The following is a 17371-nucleotide window of genomic DNA, read 5'->3' as shown; positions in this document are numbered from 1 at the left end:
TCACTTCGCCGCCGCCACCCGCTTGGCCGACAGGATCTTCACCGGCGCGGCCAGCATCTCGCCCTTGAACGGTCCCTTGGCGGGGTCGGCGGGCTGGTCGAGGATCTTGTGGATCACGTCCATCCCCTCGACCACATGGCCGAAGGCGGCATAGCCCAGATTGTCGCCGGGCTTCGACGGGTCGGCATCGAGCGAGGGCTGGTCGCCGACCATGATCGTGAAGTCGCCGCGCGCCGATCCGGGGGCGAGGCGCGCGATCGAGATGGTGCCGTCCGTGTGCTTGATGCCGGTCTTGGTCGTCGGCTCATGCGCGATCGGGGGCAGGATGCGCTTGGGCTCGTTCTGGATTCCGAACTGGACGAAGCCGAAATCAGGCGCGACGCGGACCGTGCGATAGAAGGTCACGCCGTCGAGCCGGTGCTGGTCGACATAGCGCAGGAAATTGGCGGTGGTGATCGGCGCATGGGTGCGGTCGAGGTCGATCACCACGGGGCCGAGGCTGGTCTGCATCGCGATGCGGACCATGACGGGCTTGGGGGCCTCGGCGGTGGCGGGGGCGGGCGGGGTCGCGGGGGTGGTCTGGGCGGCAAGCAATGCGAGGGGCAGGAGCGCGATCATCGGGGTCTCCGGGTACGGAACTGGCGTCAGGTTAGCGGGGATTTGGGGCGGGGTGTATCCCTTGGGCTTCGACTTCGCTCAGCCTGAACGGGGTTTGGGCAGATCACACCAAAATACCCGAAGTCGAAGCCTACGCCTCCCTTACGGAATGAGAACCGTACTTCCCACCGTCTCCCCCGCTTCGATCGCCCGGTGCGCCTCGGCCGCATCGGTCAGCGCGAAGGACTGGCCGATCTCCGGCGTGATCGCGCCCTTCTCCAGCATCGCGAAGACCCGCGCGATCAGGCTGCGCTTCTCGTCCGGCGTCACCGCATAGTCGAACAGGGTCGGCCGGGTGACGAACAGTGAGCCCTTCGCGGCCAGGATGCCCAGATTGACGCCGTCCACCGCGCCTGAGGCATTGCCGAAGCTGACCACCAGCCCGCGCCTTGCCGTGCTGTTCAGCGAGGCTTCCCAGGTCGCCTTGCCCACGCCGTCCAGCACCACGGGCACGCCCGCGCCGCCGGTGATCTCGCGCACGCGGGCCGCGACGTCTTCCTGCCGGTTGAGGATGACATGATCGGCCCCCGCTGCGCGGGCTTTCTCCGCCTTGGCCTCGGACCCGACGGTCGCGATCACGGTCGCGCCGATCGCCTTCAACCAACCGACCGCGAGATGCCCGACCCCGCCCGCCGCCGCATGGACCAGCACGGTCCAGCCGGGTTGCACCTTCGCGCAATCCTCGATCAGGAAAGCGGTCGTCGCGCCCTTCAGCAGGATCGCGGCCGCCGTCCGGTCGTCGACATGATCGGGCAGCGGCACCAGCAGATCGGCCGCGACGTTGCGCGCCGTGGCATAGGCCCCGCGCGCCGGTCCGAACACGCCCACCCGGTCGCCGACCGCGAAATCGGTCACGCCCTCGCCCACCGCCTCGACCACGCCCCCCGCCTCGGAGCCGAGCTTGCCCGGCAGGTCGATCGGGTACAGCCCGCTGCGGTGATAGGTGTCGATATAGTTCAGCCCGACCGCATGGTGCCGCATCCGCACCTCGCCCGACGCGGGCGGGGGCAGTTGCTCGTCACGCCATTGGATGACCTCGGGCCCGCCAGTCTTGTCGATGAAGGCGGTCTTTTCCATGGGCCAAACTCCTGTTCGTATTCGCGCGGGCCAACGTCTCAATAGTCCCTGGATATCCGCACATTCACATTCTGCCGCCCCAGCGTCGAGATGCTGGAGAGCAGCGACAGCCAGCGCGTCACCTGGAACTCGATCTGCGTCGCCGAATAGCCCTGCCCGTCGGTGATGATCTCGGCATAGAAACGCCGGGTGATGTACTTGCCCGCCGCGACCGAGGTAGCACGGCCGATCTGAACGTCGGCGGGCAGCACGCGAAGCCGGTCCAGCCCCGCCGCGCGCCGCACCGCGTTGATAGGGTTCAGCCCGTTGCCGCCATCCTGCAGCGCGGCGACGGCGGCGGCGAGCTGCAACGCTTCCGGCGCGGACAGGCTGGCGATCGAGGTGCCGAAGAGCAGGCGCGAGAGCAGCTCGTCATTGGGCAGCGCGGGCGTGCTGGAGAAGCCGATCTCGGGCTTCAGCGCGGTGCCGGTCACGCGGATCGTCGCGCTCAGCCCCTGGACATTGGCATTGGCCGCGATGTCGAGCGCGGGGTTGGCAGGCACCTCGCCGCCGAAGCGGATGATGCCGCGCGCCAGATCGAACTCGCGGCCTGCAAATTCATAATCGCCGCGGATCAGCGTCGCCTGGCCGGTGATCGCGGGATTGTCGGGCGTACCGCCGATCTTCAGGTCCGCCGACCATTCGCTGTTCAGCCCCAGGCCCGACACGATCAGCCCGCCGGGCGCGCGCGCCTTCACGGCCAGCGTCCAGGGCTTGCGCGGGACATCGTCCTCCTCGCCGCCGCCCGGGATATTGATCTCGCGGATGTTGAGCTGCGGCACGGCGGTCGCCGCCGTCGCGCGGCCCAGCCGATAGCGGCTGCGGTTCAGCACCACATCGCCCGCGATCGTGCCGCCCGCGCCATCGGAGTGGAAGGTCAGCGGCCCGGTCACGGTCGCACCGATATCGTCGCGCGCGATCATCGTCGCATTGGCGGCGTTGAGCGACAGGTCGAGGCCGACCCCCTTGGCAGCGGCGAAGTCGAACTGGCCGGTGCCGCTGACCCGCCCGTCCTTGCCCGCCTGCGCGGCGAAGCGATCGATGACGAGGCGCGATCCGCCGAACCGGCCGCTGGCCTGCACGTCGGTCAGCACGGTGCCGGTGGTCGCACTTTCGATCCGCGCGCCGACCGCCTTCACCGCGCCGCGGATGACCGGCTGGCTCAGCGATCCCGTCACGTCCGCGCCGATCGCGACCGGGCCGGACAGGTCGAACATCTCGACCCCGGTCAGCCGCCACAGCGTATCGGCGGGTCCGGCATAACGAAGCTGCGCGATCAGCCGTCCCGCCTGCATCCGGCTGGCCCAGTCGCCTGCGCCGCCGGGCATAATCAGCGCTTGGCCGCGCCCGATGATCCTGCCGCCCGAGGCCATGACCGCACGCACGCCCAATCGGTCGGCGGACAGCACCCCCGCCACACCCATATCGATCGGGCGAGAGGTCAGGACGAGGCCCGCCCGGGTCAGCCCACGGATGGTGAGGTCCGCCTTGCCAGTCGGCGCGCCCGTCGCCTGACGGACGGTCAGCGTGCCGGTCGCAGTGCCGCCCAGACCCAGTCCCGGATAGCCGATATCGAGCACGGCAAGCGGCATCCGGGTCAGGCTGGCCTGGATTGCGGTCGAGTCCCGATCGAACCGGCCCGCCAGCGTCGCTTCGCCGCCCGCAAAGCTCAACCGCGTCGGCGCAAGCGCCCAGCCGTCGCCGTCACGGGTGACGACGGCAGGCGACAGCAGTTGCAACGGCCGCCGGTCGAGCGTCCCCTGCGCCGTGGTCGAGAAACGGTCGGGCGCAACCTGCGTCACGGTCTGGATCGAAAAGGCACGGCCGCGCGATCCCGAAATGCCGACCCGCACTTCGCCGCTGCCGCCGCGCATCCGGGCGGTGCCGGTCAGTTGCGCGATGTTGAACGCGCCGCGTCGCAGACCTTGGGCATTGGCCGTGCCCTCGACCGAGGCTCCGGCGGGATCGAGCAGCGCGATCAGGTCGACGCGCCCCTGTCGGATGGTCACCCCCGAAATCTGCGCCTGACGTGCGGCCAGATGCGCCTCGATCCGCTGAACCTCGCCGACCGGGCGGAACAGCAGCTCGCCCGACAGGCCGCCGCTGCCCACGTCCATACGCCCCGCGAAACCGCCCGGCACGACGGTGAGCGCGCCGGTCGCCCGCGCCCCCGCGACCAGCAGAGGCTGAATCTGGATCACCGCATTCTGCCCGCGCGGCAGCAGTATCGCCCCGCCCGCCTGGAACGGCCCCAGCCGTGAGCCGCCTGCGGCGCGGAAGGCAAAACCCTGATCATTGGGGTCGAGATGTAGCCGCACATCCCGCAGGCCCATCGCCGCATTGGGCGAGGCGAGCAGCAGGTCGAGTGTCGGCCGATCGATCCGCCCGTCCAGCACCATCTGGACCGGGCCATAGCTGCGCTGCCGTCCGCCGCCGACAAAGTGGAAGGTACCGTCGCGCCGCCGGATCGCCTCGCCGGTCAGGCGGATGTCGGGGCCGGTCAGCACCAGGCGGCGGAAATGGAAGACGCCGTCGGTGCCGCGCTCCAGATCGGTGGTCAGGTGCGGCAGCCCGCCTGCCAGCGATCGGAGAAAGGCGTTGTCGAGCCGCCGGACCTGGGCTTCACCGCGCCCGACGACACGCGTGCCATGGCCGTCCGGGCCGGGCACGGCGGACAGCCGCGACTTCACATCGACGATGCCGAGGCCGGGGATGAGGTAACGCTGAAGCGCGCCGTCCAGCCCGACGTCATAATGCCCGTTGGTCAGGTCGATGCGCAGGTTCAGCCGCCCCGCCAACTTGTCCGAGCGGAGCGCCAGCCCCTGCCCCATGATCGCGCGCGGGGTGATACGCAGGTCGCCCGCCGCCGACAGCCGGTGCAGGATGCCCCCCGCCGCCTCGCCCACGCCGGTCACCCGCGTCGCGGTGAAGCGCACCGGCAGGGTCAAGGGCCAGCGGCCCTGCAACCGGCCCTTGCCCGTCGCGACGGCCTGCTCGAACCCGGTCTGGTCGAAGGCGAAGCGCGCCGCCGCCAGCCGATAGTCGAATGCCGCCCGCTCGAACGCCCCGTCGAGCCGCAGGGTCATGGCGATTGCCTGTCCGCTCATGTTGCGGAACAGCGCCTCGGGCCGGACCAGCCTGGCGTCGACGCGCAGCCCCTCGAACCGGTTCGCGCCCAGATCGACCACGCCCCGCGCCTTCACACGCAATGCGGGCGAGCGCAGGACCAGTGCGCCGTTCAGCTGGCGGTCGGCAAAATCGGCCTGTCCGGCGACAATAACGCGCGGCGCGGTCAGTCGCTGGAGACGCCCATGCAGCACCAGCGACGGCGCGATCTGTCCCGACAGGGCGTATCGGCCCGCCTGGGCCGACAGACGCAGGTCGACCGCGCGCTGTCCGCCGATCCGGCCTTTCGCCACGCCGTCCCAGCGCGTCCAGCGTCCCGCCCCGGCGACGTCGAGCGAGACGGGGGCGCGGACGCCCGCCGCCTTGGCCAGCACGCCGTCCTTCGCGCCCCGCGCCTCGACCGCCAGATCGAAGCGGTTGTAATCGGGCCGCGCGTCGAGGTGCAGGCGAAGCCGGTCGCTGCCCGCCACCACGCCGTTCAGCGTGACGACCGCACGACCGTCGCGAATGTCCGCCCGCCCCTCGACCTTCGCCACCCGCTCGCTGCCCAGCACGCGCGGCGCGAGGACCAGCCGGTCGAGCTGCAGCCGGTCGATGCGGATGTCGAAATCGGGCAGGATCGGGGTCTGCCGCCCCGTGCTCCGGGTATGCGGCACATGGAACAGCGTCGCCGTCGCGGCCTCGACCCGGCGGATGTCGAGCGTGCCCCGCGCCCAGTTCAGGGGCCGCCAGTCGAGACGCGCCTGCGGGACCTGTACCAGCAGCCCGTCCAGATCATAGATACGCAGGTTGACCAGCCGCATGTCGGCATAGAGCGACCCGTCGATCCGCCCCACGGAGAAACGAAGCCCCGTCGGCGTGCGGATGGTCGCAATCCGGTCCGCAACCCAGCGATGCCCGATCGAGGTATCGACGATGCCCAGCGCCGCCAGCACGATACCGACCAGCGCGGCCACCGCGATCGCGACAGCACGCCCCCAGCGTAAGCCCCGCCGCGCGTCGGGTGCGGGCTCCACATCCTCGGTCAAAACGCCTGTCCCAGCGAGACATAGACCGCGACCCGGCTATCACCCTTTTGCGGATTGAGCGGGGTGCCGACGTCGAGCCGGATCGGCCCGAAATTGGAATAATATCGCACGCCCAGCCCGGTGCCGAAGCGCAGGCCCGTCAGACGCGGCAACGGCGAGGTGGAGATGTTGCCCGCATCCAGAAAGGGTACGACGCCGAAATTCCCGAAGGTGCGGACCCGCGCCTCGATCGAGAATTCCGCCAGGCTGCGCCCGCCAATCGGGTCGTTGTTCGCGTCGCGCGGCCCGATCGCCTGGAAACCATAGCCGCGCACCGAGGCCCCGCCGCCCGCATAGAAACGCCGCGACGGCGCGATCTGGTCGCGAGGTGCGCCCAATATCGTCCCCAGCCGGGTTCGCGCGGCCAGCACCACCCGGTCGCCGAACGGGTGGTAGAGGCTCGCATCGATCTGGGTCCGGGTATAGCCGAACACGCTGCCCTGCAGCGACACCTCCGGGCTGATCCGCCCGCCCAGCCGGAAGCCGCGCGTCGGGTTCAGCAGGTCGTCCGAGCCGTCGTAATTGAGGCTGGTCGGCAGTGCACCGATGAAGAAGGTTCGCCTGCGCGGCTGCCCCGTGCTCTCGATCACGTCGCGCTCGTCCGAGGTCAGCAACTCGCCCCCCAGCGACCAGGTCCAGGTCTTCTGGAAGAAGATGTTCGTCTGGCGCTCCAGTCCCGCCGACAGCGACAGCGTCTTGGCCTCATAAGCGTCGCGCAGGATGTGCGCGGCCGAGAATTGCGCGGTCAGTACCCGGTCGCGGCCCTGGAAATTGTTGCGGCGGAACACGATCGCGCCCAGCTGTTCGCGCGTGCCGAGCACGCTGCGCAGGGTCAGTGCGCCTTCGGGCGGGAAGAGGTTGCGGTCGGTCCAGTTCACTGTCGCGCTCGCGCCTTCGCCGGTACCATACCCCAGCTCGCCCGCGATGGTGTGCGGCGGCGCGGGTTCCAGCGTGACGGCGATGTTCACCGTCTCGGGCGTGTCGCCGGGCACGGGCTTCACCTCGACCGACGACACGAGGCCCGTCTGCACCAGCGCGCGGCGCAGATCGTCCAGTCCGGCGGAATCATAGGGCTGGCCGGGGGAGAAGCGGGCGATCTCCTGGACATGTCTGGCGTCGAACAGCTTGTCGTTCGCCATGACGATCCGGCCATAGCGGCGGGGCGAACCCGGACCGACCGTCAGGTCCAGCGTCGCGGTGCGCGCGGCGCGGTCGACCACGATCTGCGGATCGCCGAGCTTGGCGAAGGGAAAGCCCTCCTCGCCCACCACGGTCTTCAGCCGCGCCTCGCCCGCGACGATGGTATCGGCATTCACCGGATCGCCCGGCTTGATCCCGAACGCCTTTTCCAGCGGCGCGGCCTTGTCGCCCGCCGCCGTCACCCCATCCAGCGTGACGCCTGCAAAGCGATAGAGATTGCCCGGCACCGCCTCCAGCAACACGGTCGGCTCGTTGCCCGGCTCGATCCGGGTCGTCACCTGCGCGTCGTAATAGCCCGCCCCGCGCAGCAAATTGGTCAGCAGCTGGGCATCCTCACGCGCGCGCCGGTCGAGCTGCGCGGCATTGGCGGGCTCGCCGTCATTGGCATCGAGGGTGGAAAGCTGCTCGAAACGCTGGCGGACCAGCTCGCCCGCGCCGTCGATCCCGTCGACCCGCCAGCGATAGCGCCGCTCGGCCGCGGCATCGACGGTGGCGGCCATGGTCGCCATCGGATCGCCCGGCGCGGTCGCCAGGTCGGGCCAGGCGACGCCGATCTCCGGCAGGGGCGCCAGCGGAGCCGAGGGGTCGAGCATGGTCGGATCGTCGGGCAGGTCGCTGCCCGGTATCGTCTGTGCCGCCGGCGAGGTGACGGGGCTTGCGACCTGCGCAGCCGCAACGGCGGGCCAGCCCGCGCCGCCAAGACCCATTGCCAAGCATATGATGGCGGCCGAGCGGCGCGGCCGCCGGACGCGGACCATCATGCGCCAATCCCTAGCCGCGCGGATGCGACAGCGACACCCCAAAGCACCATCATCTGGACAGATTTGCCGATCCGGTCGTCGCGAAGCGCTTCGGGTCCGCCGGACAGTCCACCTAGTGAACGGTGCCGATGGCCTCTTCGCTCGACAACAGGTCGATCAGCCGCTCGATCTGGCGCCAGCGGCAGAAATGGATGTGATTGCCCTGATCGCGGCTGCGATCGGCGCGCGCGGCGGCTTCGCCGCTTGCCGCCAGGCCAAAGGTTTCCATCATCTCGGCGGCGTCCGCCACGTCTCGATCGGTCAGGAATGGCGCGACATAGGCGTCGCGAAAATCGCGCATGGAATCTCCCCCCGGAACCGCGCTGTGAAACTTCGAAGGGCACCCCTAAGCGCGGGCTATGAATTAAACCACCCCCTGAAATGGTTAACCCGATTTCGACCATGGATGGCTGGTTTCGCGCCCCCGCGCATGGCAGGAATGGCGCCATGACCGACCCGCAAATACCGCGCCCTCCCCAGTCTTCCGCTCATGCCGGGGGCATCTTCATCGCGCTGGGCGTGGTCGGCGGGATCGTCGCGGGGCTGGCGACCGGCGAAGTCACCATGGGGGTTTTGATCGGACTGGCGCTCGGGATCGTCGTGGCGCTGCTGGTCTGGTGGCGGGGTAGGTAAATCATAATCCTCCTCGGTTCGGGGAGGTGGCAGGCCGAAGGCCTGACGGAGGCGGGCTTCCACAAAGGTCGTCCCTCGTCGCAATCCCCCTCCACCGTCGCTGACGCGACGGTCCCCCTCCCCGCGGGCGGGGAGGATCAGGAAGGCATGCGCATCTGCCAGACGACGCGCCCGATCACCGCGATCGGACCGTCCGGTACCGGCGGCGCGGCGGGGTTGTCGCTGGTGGCGACCAGTCCCCCTGCTCCCAACCTTACCCGCTTGACCATCAGCACATCGCCGACCCGGATCACGTAAAGCCCACCGCGCGCATTGGGCCGGACGTCGCGCTGATCGACCACCAGATGATCGCCGTCGAGCAGCCCCGGCGCCATCGAATCCCCCCGTACGCGGATCACCGAGGCCGCCCCGTCGCTCAGGCCCAGCCGCCGGGCCAGCCCGCGATCGATCGCCTCGACACCGATCATCACCTCGTCATCGACCGTCGCCCCCGGCCCCGCCGACGCCGCGACGGCCAGCCGGGGCACCAGCATCGGCCCAGTGGCGGGCAGCGCCCCTAGCCGCGTTTCGGCCACGCCGAAAAACTCCGCCAGCTGCCGCCGGTCACCTTCCGCCAGCACGCGCGGCGTGCCGCGCTGCACGAACTGCTGGAGATAGGCGTCGTTGCGCCCAATCATCCGCGACAATGCCGCCAGGCTCACCCGGGCGTCTGCCGCAAGCGCCTGTAATGTCGCCCTGATATCCGCCTCCGCCATGGGATCGAATATAGGCATAGGATTTTTCCTAGACAAGTTGGAAATCGGAACAGATCATGAACAACGGAACAGGAATCGGACTTTGGGAGAATGTCCATGGAATTGCTGCGCATGATCGACCGCTATCTGAAAGCCAGCCTCATGCCCGAGACGAAGTTCGGGCGGCTGGCGGTCAACGATCCCCGGCTGGTCAGCGACCTGCGCAAGGGACGCGAGCCGGGGCCTGAGATGATCGCGCGTGTCACCGCCTTCATCAAGGGACAGACCGCATGACCGTCCATGCCCGGATCGAGCGCGCCATGCCGCCGCGCACCACCCCCTGCCGCCGCCCCGCCGATCGTGGCGAACGGCTGGCGCGCACGCTGGTCGCCCATGCGGGGCGCGCCGGATGCGTGGTGCGGTTGACCGTCGCCATGGTCGAACCCTGGTGCTCTGCGACGTTCAGCGGATCGGTGATCGCCCTGACACTCGACGCCATGCCCGGCCCCGCCTTGACCCGCTGGCTGGCCGCCCTGCCCGAGGCGGACATTCCGCTCGGCCGCGACCTGATCGCCGACATCGCGGTGGAGGCGGAGCCATGCCGGTTGCGCGTCCTGCTCTGCCAGGACGCGGCGAACGGATGACAGGCGCATGAATTTTTCCTTGATATGTTGTAACAAGACTGTAGTCGGCATGGCATCACAAATCGGAGCCGTCCCTTGTTCAAGCCCGTCCTCCTGTCCGGCCTGTCCGCCACCGCGCTTGCCAGCCTGCTGGCCGCTCCCGCCACCGCGCAGACTACCACTGCCACGACTACCAATCGCGGCCGCGAGATCGTCGTGACCGCGCCGGTCCAGCAGTCGGAGGCCGATGTGCTGTCGGGCACCTCGATCGTCACCGGCGCGGAGCTGGAACGCTCGATCCGTCCGACCATCGGCGAGACGCTGGCGCGGCAGCCGGGCGTGTCGGCGACGTCGTTCGGCCCCAATGCCTCCCGCCCCGTACTGCGCGGTTTTCAGGGCGAGCGTATCCGCGTGCTGACCGACGGGATCGGCTCGATCGACGTATCGAACACCAGCGTCGACCATGCCGTCGTCATCAACCCGCTGCTCGCCGAGCGGGTCGAGGTGCTGCGCGGTCCCTCCGCGCTGCTGTTCGGATCCTCGGCGGTGGGCGGCGTGGTCAACGTCATCGACACGCGCATTCCGCGTGTCGTGCCGGAAAAGGGCTATCGCCTGTCGGGCATGGCGACCTATGGCTCGGCCGCGACCGAACGCTCGGTCGCGAGCGCAGCGGATGTCGCGGTCGGCAAGCAATTCGTGCTGCACGCCGATGGCTCGTATCTGAAGACCGACGATCTGAAGATCGGCGGCTACGTCCTGTCGCCGCGTGCCCGTGCCGAGGCGCAGGCCTCGGCGGCGAAGGCCCCCAAGGACCCGCTCAACTTTGCGGGTGTCGCCAACCTGCGCGGACGCCTGCCCAACACCGCCAGCGAAACCTGGACGGCGGGAGTCGGCGGGTCGCTGATCACCGACACCGGCTCGCTGGGCATCGCGTACAGCCATTATGACAGCCTGTACGGCGTGCCGGTCCGCTACGCCCTGACGCCGGGCAGCGAGGAACCCGAAGCCCCGCGTCTCAGCCTGGTCCAGAACCGCCTCGACCTGCGCGGCGAGATCGAGACGGGCGGCGGCTTCCTCGACCGCATTCGCCTGCGCGCCGGTGCCGCCGAATATCGCCATTTCGAACTGGAGGAGAGCGGCGAGGTCGGCACCGCCTTTTACAACAAGGGCATCGAAAGCCGCCTGGAACTGGTCCAGACCAAGCGCAATGGCTGGCAGGGCGCGTCCGGCGTGCAGTTCTTCAACCGCGACTTCGACGTGCGCGGCGAGGAGGCGTTCCTGCCGCGCAACAACACCGCGCAGGTGGGCCTGTTCACGCTGCAACAGCTGGATCGCGGCGCCTTCAAGATGGAGGCCGGGGCGCGCTATGAGCATACCTCGCTGACCGCACGCACGGCGGTCAGCGACAACCGGTTCTTCCGGGGCCAGCGCAGCTTCGATGCCTTTTCGGGCTCGATCGGTGCCAGCTACGGCTTCGCGCCCGACTGGCGGGCGGGCCTGAACCTGTCGCGCACCGAACGCGCGCCCTCTGCCGAGGAGCTGTTCGCCAACGGCCCGCACGCCGGGACCGAAGCCTATGAACTGGGCAATCCGGACTTCAAGAAGGAGTCGAGCTGGGGCATCGAAGCCACCGTTCACGGGCATGGCGAAGGCTACAGCTTCGACGCCTCGGCCTATTACAACCGCTTCTCCAACTATATCTATGACGCGCTGGTCCAGCAGGGTCCGTGCGAAGCCGCCGCTGCGCCCTCGGGCCGCGAGGTCGACCTGCCCTGCTTCACCTATGCCCAGGCCGATGCCCGCTATTACGGCATCGAGGCGGAGGGCTCGCTGCGGCTGGCCACGATCGGCGGCTATGCGATCAATGCCGACCTGCTGGGCGATTATGTCCATGCCCAGATCATCGGCACCGGCCCTGCCCCGCGCATCCCGCCGCTGCGCCTGCTCGGCGGGCTGGAAGCGCATTCCGACAGCGTGAACGCGCGCGTCGAGGTGGAGCGCAGCTTCAAGCAGACCCGTGTGCTGGGTCTGGAAACGCCGACCGACGGCTTCACCCTGGTCAACGCCTCGGTCCAATTAAAGCCGTGGGGCGCGGTCAATCCGACGACGCTGACCCTGTCGGCCAACAACATCTTCGACGTCGATGCGCGTCGCCACGCCAGCGTGCTGAAGGACTTCGCCCCCCTCGCCGGACGCGACCTGCGCGCGACGCTCAGCTTCAAGCTCTGACGCAAACCCCCTACGCGTTGGAAAGACTGGCCCTTCCCGCTCATGGCGGGAGGGGCTTTTTGTATTCGCACGGATGGTCGCAAGTCACGGCCGGGGGTGGACAAAACTCCCGGCCTTCCCGAGAAGCGGCGGACATAAGGAGAGAAAACAATGTCCCCGATGGGCAAGTTCGACTGGGCGGACCCGTTCCTGCTCGACGACCAGCTGACCGATGACGAGCGGATGATCCGCGACACCGCGCGCGCCTATGCCGACGACCGGCTGGCCCCGCGCATCATCGACGCCTTTGCCAACGAACATACCGATCCCGACATCTTCCGCGAGATGGGCGAGCTGGGCCTGCTCGGCCCCACCATCCCGGAGGAGTTCGGCGGCGTCGGCGCCTCCTATGTCGCCTATGGCCTGATCGCGCGCGAGGTGGAGCGGATCGACAGCGGCTACCGCTCGATGATGAGCGTGCAGTCCAGCCTCGTCATGTATCCGATCCATGCCTACGGCTCGGACGAACAGAAGAGCCGTTATCTGCCCAAGCTGGCGAGCGGCGAGTGGATCGGCTGTTTCGGCCTGACCGAACCCGATGCCGGTTCCGACCCCGGGGGCATGCGCACCACCGCCAGACAAGTCGAGGGCGGCTATGTCCTGTCGGGCGCCAAGACCTGGATCTCCAACTCGCCCATCGCCGATGTCTTCGTCATCTGGGCCAAGTCGGAGGCGCATGGCGGCGCGATCCGGGGCTTCGTGCTGGAAAAGGGCATGAAGGGCCTGTCCGCGCCGAAGATCGAGAACAAGCTGTCCCTGCGCGCCTCGATCACCGGCATGGTGATGATGGACGAGGTGGTGGTCGACGAGGACGCGCTGCTGCCGCATGTCGAGGGGCTGAAGGGGCCGTTCGGCTGCCTCAACCGCGCGCGCTATGGGATCAGCTGGGGGGCGCTGGGGGCGGCGGAATTCTGTTTCCATGCCGCGCGCCAATATGGGCTGGACCGCAAGCAGTTCGGACGGCCGCTGGCCGCGACGCAGCTTTACCAGAAGAAGCTGGCCGATATGGAAACCGAGATCGCGCTGGGCTTGCAGGCGTCGCTTCGCGTCGGGCGGCTGATGGACGAAGGCCGGTTCGCGCCGGAGATGATCTCGATCGTCAAGCGCAACAATGTCGGCAAGGCGCTGGATATCGCCCGCGTCGCCCGCGACATGCATGGCGGCAACGGCATTTCGGGCGAATATCAGGTGATGCGCCACCTGATGAACCTGGAGACGGTCAACACCTATGAAGGCGCGCACGACGTCCACGCGCTGATCCTGGGCCGCGCCATCACCGGGATCGCGGCGTTTTGATCGCCACCCCATTCCTCCCCAAGCTGTGCTTGGGGAGGGGGACCATCCGAAGGATGGTGGAGGGGCTTATGCCCCTGCCCCTCCACCACGCCCTGCGGGCGCGGTTCCCCTCCCCATCTCGCGATGGGGAGGATTGAGTGTCGAAACCCGCCCCCCTCGCTGGCCTGAGGGTCGTCGAGCTGGCCCGCATCCTCGCCGGTCCGTGGGCGGGGCAGGTGCTGGCCGATCTCGGCGCGGAGGTGGTCAAGGTCGAAAGCCCCGAGGGGGACGATACGCGCCGCTGGGGGCCACCCTTCATCCCCAATCCCGACGGAACGCAGGACGCCGCCTATTTCCACGCCGCCAATCGCGGCAAGACCTCGGTCGTCGCCGACTTCGCCACGCCCGAGGGACAGGCCAAGGTCCGCGCGCTGATCGCCGACGCCGATATTGTCATCGAGAATTTCAAGCTCGGCGGCCTCGCCCGCTACGGCCTGGACTATGATAGCCTGTCGGCGGTCAATCCGCGCCTGATTTATTGCTCGATCACCGGCTTCGGCCAGGACGGCCCCTATGCGTCGCGCGCCGGATACGACTTCATCGTGCAGGGCATGAGCGGCATCATGGACCTGACCGGCGAGCCCGGCGGCGCACCCCAGAAGATCGGCGTGGCGCTCGCCGATATCATGACCGGGCTTTATGCCGTCATCGCGATCCAGGCGGCTCTGCACATGCGGACACGGACGGGGCGCGGTCAGCAGATCGACATGGCGCTGCTCGACACGATGACCGGCGTGCTGGCGAACCAGGCGATGAACTATCTTGCCTCGGGGAAGACGCCGACCCGGCTGGGCAATGCCCATCCCAACATCGTGCCCTATGCAGCGTTCCCAGCGAGCGACGGCTGGTTCATCCTGGCGGTCGGCAACGACGCGCAGTTCCGCCGTTTCGCGAACGTCGTCGGGATCGACGGCGACGATCCACTTTATGCGACAAATGCCCTGCGCTGCGAACATCGCGCCACGCTGACGCCGATCATCGAGGCCGCCACCGCCCGCTGGCCGCGTGACGCACTTCTTGCGGCCTTGGAGGCGGCAGGCGTGCCGGCGGGGCCGATCAACACGGTCGAACAGGCCTTTGCCGACCCGCAGGTCGTGGCGCGCGGTCTGGCCATCCAGCCCGAACGGCCCGACGGTTCGACCGTGCCGGGCATACGCACCCCGATCCGCTTTTCCGACGCGGACCTCGCCCTCAACCGCGCCGCGCCGATGCTGGATCGGTAGCCCCCTGCCCCGGCATCGGCTAAGCCCGCTTCCGCGATGTCCAGCTTCACCGTCAACAACCAGCCCGTCCGCTATCGCCTGCCGCCCGACACGCCGCTGCTCTGGGCGCTGCGCGATGCGTCGAACCTGACCGGCACCAAATATGGTTGCGGCACAGGCGATTGCGGCGCGTGCACGGTGGACATAGACGGCCGCGCGGTGCGCAGCTGTCAGGTGCCGATCGGCCGGATCGAGGGCAGCGTCGTCACCACCATCGAGGGGCTGTCGCGCGACCGCTCGCACCCCGTTCAACAGGCGTTCCTGGCCGCCAATGTCAGCCAGTGCGGATATTGCATTCCCGGCATGGTGATGGCCGCCGCCGCGCTGATCCGTAAAAATCCGGATCCATCCGAAGAACTGATCCGCGCGCAGATCACCAATCTCTGCCGCTGCGGCGTTTATCCGCGTCTGGTCGAGGCGATCCAGCGCGCCGCCCGCGCGGCACGGGGTGAGGAGACCATCCCGGCCGCCCCCATGCCCGGCACCGATCCCGGCGATGCCGCCCGCGCCGTACCTGCGCTGGTGCCCGGCGCGATGCGGGACGAGTGAAGCCGCATCGGGCCGATTCTTTCCCGTTGCTGACAGGCCAGTTCAGCAATCGCTCAACGCCGTCATGCCATAAACCCTTCATGATCAGGGTCGGCTCGTGCGCCGACGCATGGGACGTAGGGACATGAACAGGCATTGGATGGCGGCTCTGCTGGCGGCGACCGCGATGGTGGCGGGGGCGATGCCGAGCATGGCGAGCGCGCAAGCGATAATGATGGATCGCGGCCCGCAAGGTCGCCCCGAAGGCGGCCCGCCGCGTGGTGGCCCCGGTGGCCCCGGTGGTGGCCCTGCCGGTCGAGTCGAGCGGAGCGAAGGACGCCCCATCTTTAACAATCGCGAAGCCTTCCCCGAAAACCGCCCGGCCTTCCGCCCGGACCATCCCGAGGCACCCCGCGCGCCCCAGCCCGCTCCCCGGTTCGAGCAGCGCGATGGCGGCGGACGTGGCGACCGCTGGCGGCCCGAGCCCTCGCCCGCGCCGGTGCCGGGTGAAGAGCGCTCCTGGGGCGGCAATCGTGGCAACTGGCGCGATCAGTCGCGGCCCGATCCGAGGCCGCAACCCGATCCGGGCCCCAGCGGCATACGGGTCGACCGGCAGGATCGCGGTCCCGGCTCATGGCGTGACGACCGCCGGGGCCAGTGGCAGGACCAGCGGCGCTGGCAAGATCGGGGGCAAGATCGGCGGCAAGACTGGGCGCAAGATCGGGCGCGTGAACAGGATCGGCGCTGGCGCGACGACGAGCGGCGCCAGCGTGACGACCGCGACCGCTGGCGGCGCAGCTTCGGCGACTGGCGCGACCAGAACGACCAAGCCTATGGCTTCGGCGAACGTCGTGCCTGGGCGAACCAGTGGAATCGCGGCTGGCGCGGCGACCGGCGTTACGACTGGATGGGCTGGCGCTCGATGAACCGGGGCGCCTATCACCTGCCGCGTTATTACGGGCCGAATGGCGGCTATGGCTATCAACGTTTCTCCAGCGGGGTGATCCTGGAGCCGATGTTCTTCGGCGAGAATTACTGGCTGGACGATCCCTATGCCTATCGCCTGCCGCCCGCCTATGGCTCCTATCGCTGGGTGCGCTATTACAATGACGCGGTGCTGGTCGACCTGCGCAGCGGGATGGTCGTCGACGTGGTGTACGACATCTTCTGGTGATCGGGGCGGGAGGGACGTGCGAAGCGTCCCTCCCCTCTTGTCTTTCGGCAAGCATCGTCGCACATCCGCGACCATGTCGTTCTTCCAGAGGAAGCCGAAGGGCCACCCCGCCGCCTCGCCCTTGCGCGCCCGTTTCGCGGTGACGGTCGCCGAGCATCTCGATGCGAACCCGGCGGTGACGCGCGTGGCGACCGACACGGCGCAAATCTATTATTATCCCGACTTCCTGACGCCCGCCCAGTGCGCCACGCTGATGGCGATGATCGACGCCAATCGGCGGCCCTCCACCCTCTTGTCCGACCGCCCCGATTACGGGTTCCGCACGTCGGAAAGCTGCGACATGGCGCGCTGGTCGCCGGATGTTCAGCCGATCGACGAATCGATTGCCGCCCTGCTCGGCATCGCGCCCGAACAGGGCGAGACGATGCAGGGACAGCGCTACGCCCCCGGCCAGCAGTTCCGTGCCCATCACGACTATTTCCACGAAAGCGAAAGCTATTGGGAAAAGGTGCGCGTCCATGGCGGGCAGCGGACCTGGACCGCGATGATCTACCTCAACGACGTGGCGGAAGGCGGCGCGACCTGGTTTCCGCAGGCGGGCATCCGCGTCGCACCGCGCCAGGGCCTGCTCTTGGCGTGGAACAACATGAAGCCGGACGGCAGCCCCAACGAGATGACGCTGCACGAGGGGATGCCCGTGGTCGAGGGCACCAAATATGTCATCACCAAATGGTTTCGCGAGGGCAACTGGGTCAGCTGACCCCCGCCGCCCTTCCCGCCGCTCTTGTCGCGACGCTGCGCTCCGTGGCATGGCCTCCGCGTGAATTTCCCTGATTTCAAGTTCCGCC

15 protein-coding genes are annotated in these 17371 nt (G+C 68.6%); 9 read left to right on the top strand and 6 right to left on the bottom strand.

The genetic code is table 11. The features are described 5' to 3' along the window. The 5 genes from GGQ89_RS07680 to GGQ89_RS07660 form a co-directional block, all read right to left on the bottom strand. Positions 1 to 618: a peptidylprolyl isomerase gene (locus tag GGQ89_RS07680; RefSeq protein WP_184105313.1), complete on the bottom strand. Its 618-nt coding sequence runs from the start codon at positions 616 to 618 to the stop codon at positions 1 to 3. A gap of 141 nt (positions 619 to 759) precedes the next feature. After that, entirely contained in the window at positions 760 to 1734 is a 975-nt protein-coding gene (locus GGQ89_RS07675) for a quinone oxidoreductase family protein (RefSeq protein WP_184105312.1), read from the bottom strand. A 38-nt stretch (positions 1735 to 1772) separates the two neighbouring features. Further along, a complete protein-coding gene (locus tag GGQ89_RS07670; protein ID WP_184105311.1) occupies positions 1773 to 5927 on the bottom strand; it encodes a translocation/assembly module TamB domain-containing protein in 4155 nt (1384 codons plus the stop codon). Further along, positions 5924 to 7927, bottom strand: coding sequence for an autotransporter assembly complex protein TamA (locus GGQ89_RS07665; protein ID WP_184105310.1), 2004 nt, complete (start codon positions 7925 to 7927; stop codon positions 5924 to 5926). Before GGQ89_RS07665 ends, GGQ89_RS07670 begins: the two co-directional genes overlap by 4 nt. A gap of 112 nt (positions 7928 to 8039) precedes the next feature. Next, complete coding sequence (locus GGQ89_RS07660) at positions 8040 to 8267, bottom strand: hypothetical protein (RefSeq protein ID WP_056439331.1); 228 nt, start codon at positions 8265 to 8267, stop codon at positions 8040 to 8042. A 146-nt stretch (positions 8268 to 8413) separates the two neighbouring features. Here GGQ89_RS07660 and GGQ89_RS07655 point away from each other — a divergent pair, with 146 nt between their 5' ends. Then, entirely contained in the window at positions 8414 to 8599 is a 186-nt protein-coding gene (locus tag GGQ89_RS07655; protein WP_184105309.1) for a hypothetical protein, read from the top strand. A 137-nt stretch (positions 8600 to 8736) separates the two neighbouring features. Here the strand turns inward: GGQ89_RS07655 and GGQ89_RS07650 are convergent, their stop codons facing one another. After that, positions 8737 to 9372, bottom strand: coding sequence for a S24 family peptidase (locus GGQ89_RS07650; RefSeq protein ID WP_237243555.1), 636 nt, complete (start codon positions 9370 to 9372; stop codon positions 8737 to 8739). A 78-nt stretch (positions 9373 to 9450) separates the two neighbouring features. Here GGQ89_RS07650 and GGQ89_RS07645 point away from each other — a divergent pair, with 78 nt between their 5' ends. The 8 genes from GGQ89_RS07645 to GGQ89_RS07610 all read left to right on the top strand — a co-directional run bounded on the left by GGQ89_RS07645 (position 9451) and on the right by GGQ89_RS07610 (position 17283). Next, positions 9451 to 9627, top strand: a complete 177-nt coding sequence (locus GGQ89_RS07645; RefSeq protein ID WP_168371576.1) for a hypothetical protein — start codon at positions 9451 to 9453, stop codon at positions 9625 to 9627. Further along, the gene (locus GGQ89_RS07640; RefSeq protein ID WP_184105308.1) at positions 9624 to 9977 is read left to right on the top strand and encodes a hypothetical protein; all 354 of its coding nucleotides are present in this window, start codon (positions 9624 to 9626) and stop codon (positions 9975 to 9977) included. Before GGQ89_RS07645 ends, GGQ89_RS07640 begins: the two co-directional genes overlap by 4 nt. A gap of 75 nt (positions 9978 to 10052) precedes the next feature. Next, positions 10053 to 12185, top strand: coding sequence for a TonB-dependent receptor (locus tag GGQ89_RS07635; protein WP_184105307.1), 2133 nt, complete (start codon positions 10053 to 10055; stop codon positions 12183 to 12185). A 150-nt stretch (positions 12186 to 12335) separates the two neighbouring features. Next, positions 12336 to 13520: an acyl-CoA dehydrogenase gene (locus tag GGQ89_RS07630; protein WP_184105306.1), complete on the top strand. Its 1185-nt coding sequence runs from the start codon at positions 12336 to 12338 to the stop codon at positions 13518 to 13520. Positions 13521 to 13657: 137 nt separating this feature from the next. After that, a complete protein-coding gene (locus GGQ89_RS07625; protein WP_184105305.1) occupies positions 13658 to 14782 on the top strand; it encodes a CoA transferase in 1125 nt (374 codons plus the stop codon). Positions 14783 to 14818: 36 nt separating this feature from the next. Further along, the gene (locus GGQ89_RS07620; protein ID WP_184105304.1) at positions 14819 to 15370 is read left to right on the top strand and encodes a (2Fe-2S)-binding protein; all 552 of its coding nucleotides are present in this window, start codon (positions 14819 to 14821) and stop codon (positions 15368 to 15370) included. 124 nt (positions 15371 to 15494) lie between these two features. After that, positions 15495 to 16523: an RcnB family protein gene (locus tag GGQ89_RS07615; RefSeq protein WP_184105303.1), complete on the top strand. Its 1029-nt coding sequence runs from the start codon at positions 15495 to 15497 to the stop codon at positions 16521 to 16523. A 73-nt stretch (positions 16524 to 16596) separates the two neighbouring features. Beyond that, on the top strand, positions 16597 to 17283 hold the full coding sequence (locus GGQ89_RS07610; RefSeq protein WP_056439303.1) for a prolyl hydroxylase family protein: 687 nt from the start codon (positions 16597 to 16599) through the stop codon (positions 17281 to 17283). The last annotated feature ends 88 nt before the right edge of the window (positions 17284 to 17371 follow it).

The organism is Sphingomonas yabuuchiae, from assembly GCF_014199595.1.
GTDB lineage: Bacteria > Pseudomonadota > Alphaproteobacteria > Sphingomonadales > Sphingomonadaceae > Sphingomonas > Sphingomonas yabuuchiae.
This window is presented reverse-complemented; position numbering and strand designations above follow the sequence as displayed.

Excerpts from the sequence above, each read along its gene's own strand:
- GGQ89_RS07620 (WP_184105304.1), top strand. The coding sequence starts at position 14,819 with ATGTCCAGCTTCACCGTCAACAACCAGCCCGTCCGCTATCGCCTGCCG.
- GGQ89_RS07645 (WP_168371576.1), top strand. The coding sequence starts at position 9,451 with ATGGAATTGCTGCGCATGATCGACCGCTATCTGAAAGCCAGCCTCATG.
- GGQ89_RS07665 (WP_184105310.1), bottom strand. The coding sequence starts at position 7,927 with ATGATGGTCCGCGTCCGGCGGCCGCGCCGCTCGGCCGCCATCATATGC.
- GGQ89_RS07650 (WP_237243555.1), bottom strand. The coding sequence starts at position 9,372 with ATGCCTATATTCGATCCCATGGCGGAGGCGGATATCAGGGCGACATTA.
- GGQ89_RS07675 (WP_184105312.1), bottom strand. The coding sequence starts at position 1,734 with ATGGAAAAGACCGCCTTCATCGACAAGACTGGCGGGCCCGAGGTCATC.
- GGQ89_RS07660 (WP_056439331.1), bottom strand. The coding sequence starts at position 8,267 with ATGCGCGATTTTCGCGACGCCTATGTCGCGCCATTCCTGACCGATCGA.
- GGQ89_RS07680 (WP_184105313.1), bottom strand. The coding sequence starts at position 618 with ATGATCGCGCTCCTGCCCCTCGCATTGCTTGCCGCCCAGACCACCCCC.
- GGQ89_RS07610 (WP_056439303.1), top strand. The coding sequence starts at position 16,597 with ATGTCGTTCTTCCAGAGGAAGCCGAAGGGCCACCCCGCCGCCTCGCCC.
- GGQ89_RS07655 (WP_184105309.1), top strand. The coding sequence starts at position 8,414 with ATGACCGACCCGCAAATACCGCGCCCTCCCCAGTCTTCCGCTCATGCC.
- GGQ89_RS07615 (WP_184105303.1), top strand. The coding sequence starts at position 15,495 with ATGAACAGGCATTGGATGGCGGCTCTGCTGGCGGCGACCGCGATGGTG.
- GGQ89_RS07630 (WP_184105306.1), top strand. The coding sequence starts at position 12,336 with ATGTCCCCGATGGGCAAGTTCGACTGGGCGGACCCGTTCCTGCTCGAC.
- GGQ89_RS07640 (WP_184105308.1), top strand. The coding sequence starts at position 9,624 with ATGACCGTCCATGCCCGGATCGAGCGCGCCATGCCGCCGCGCACCACC.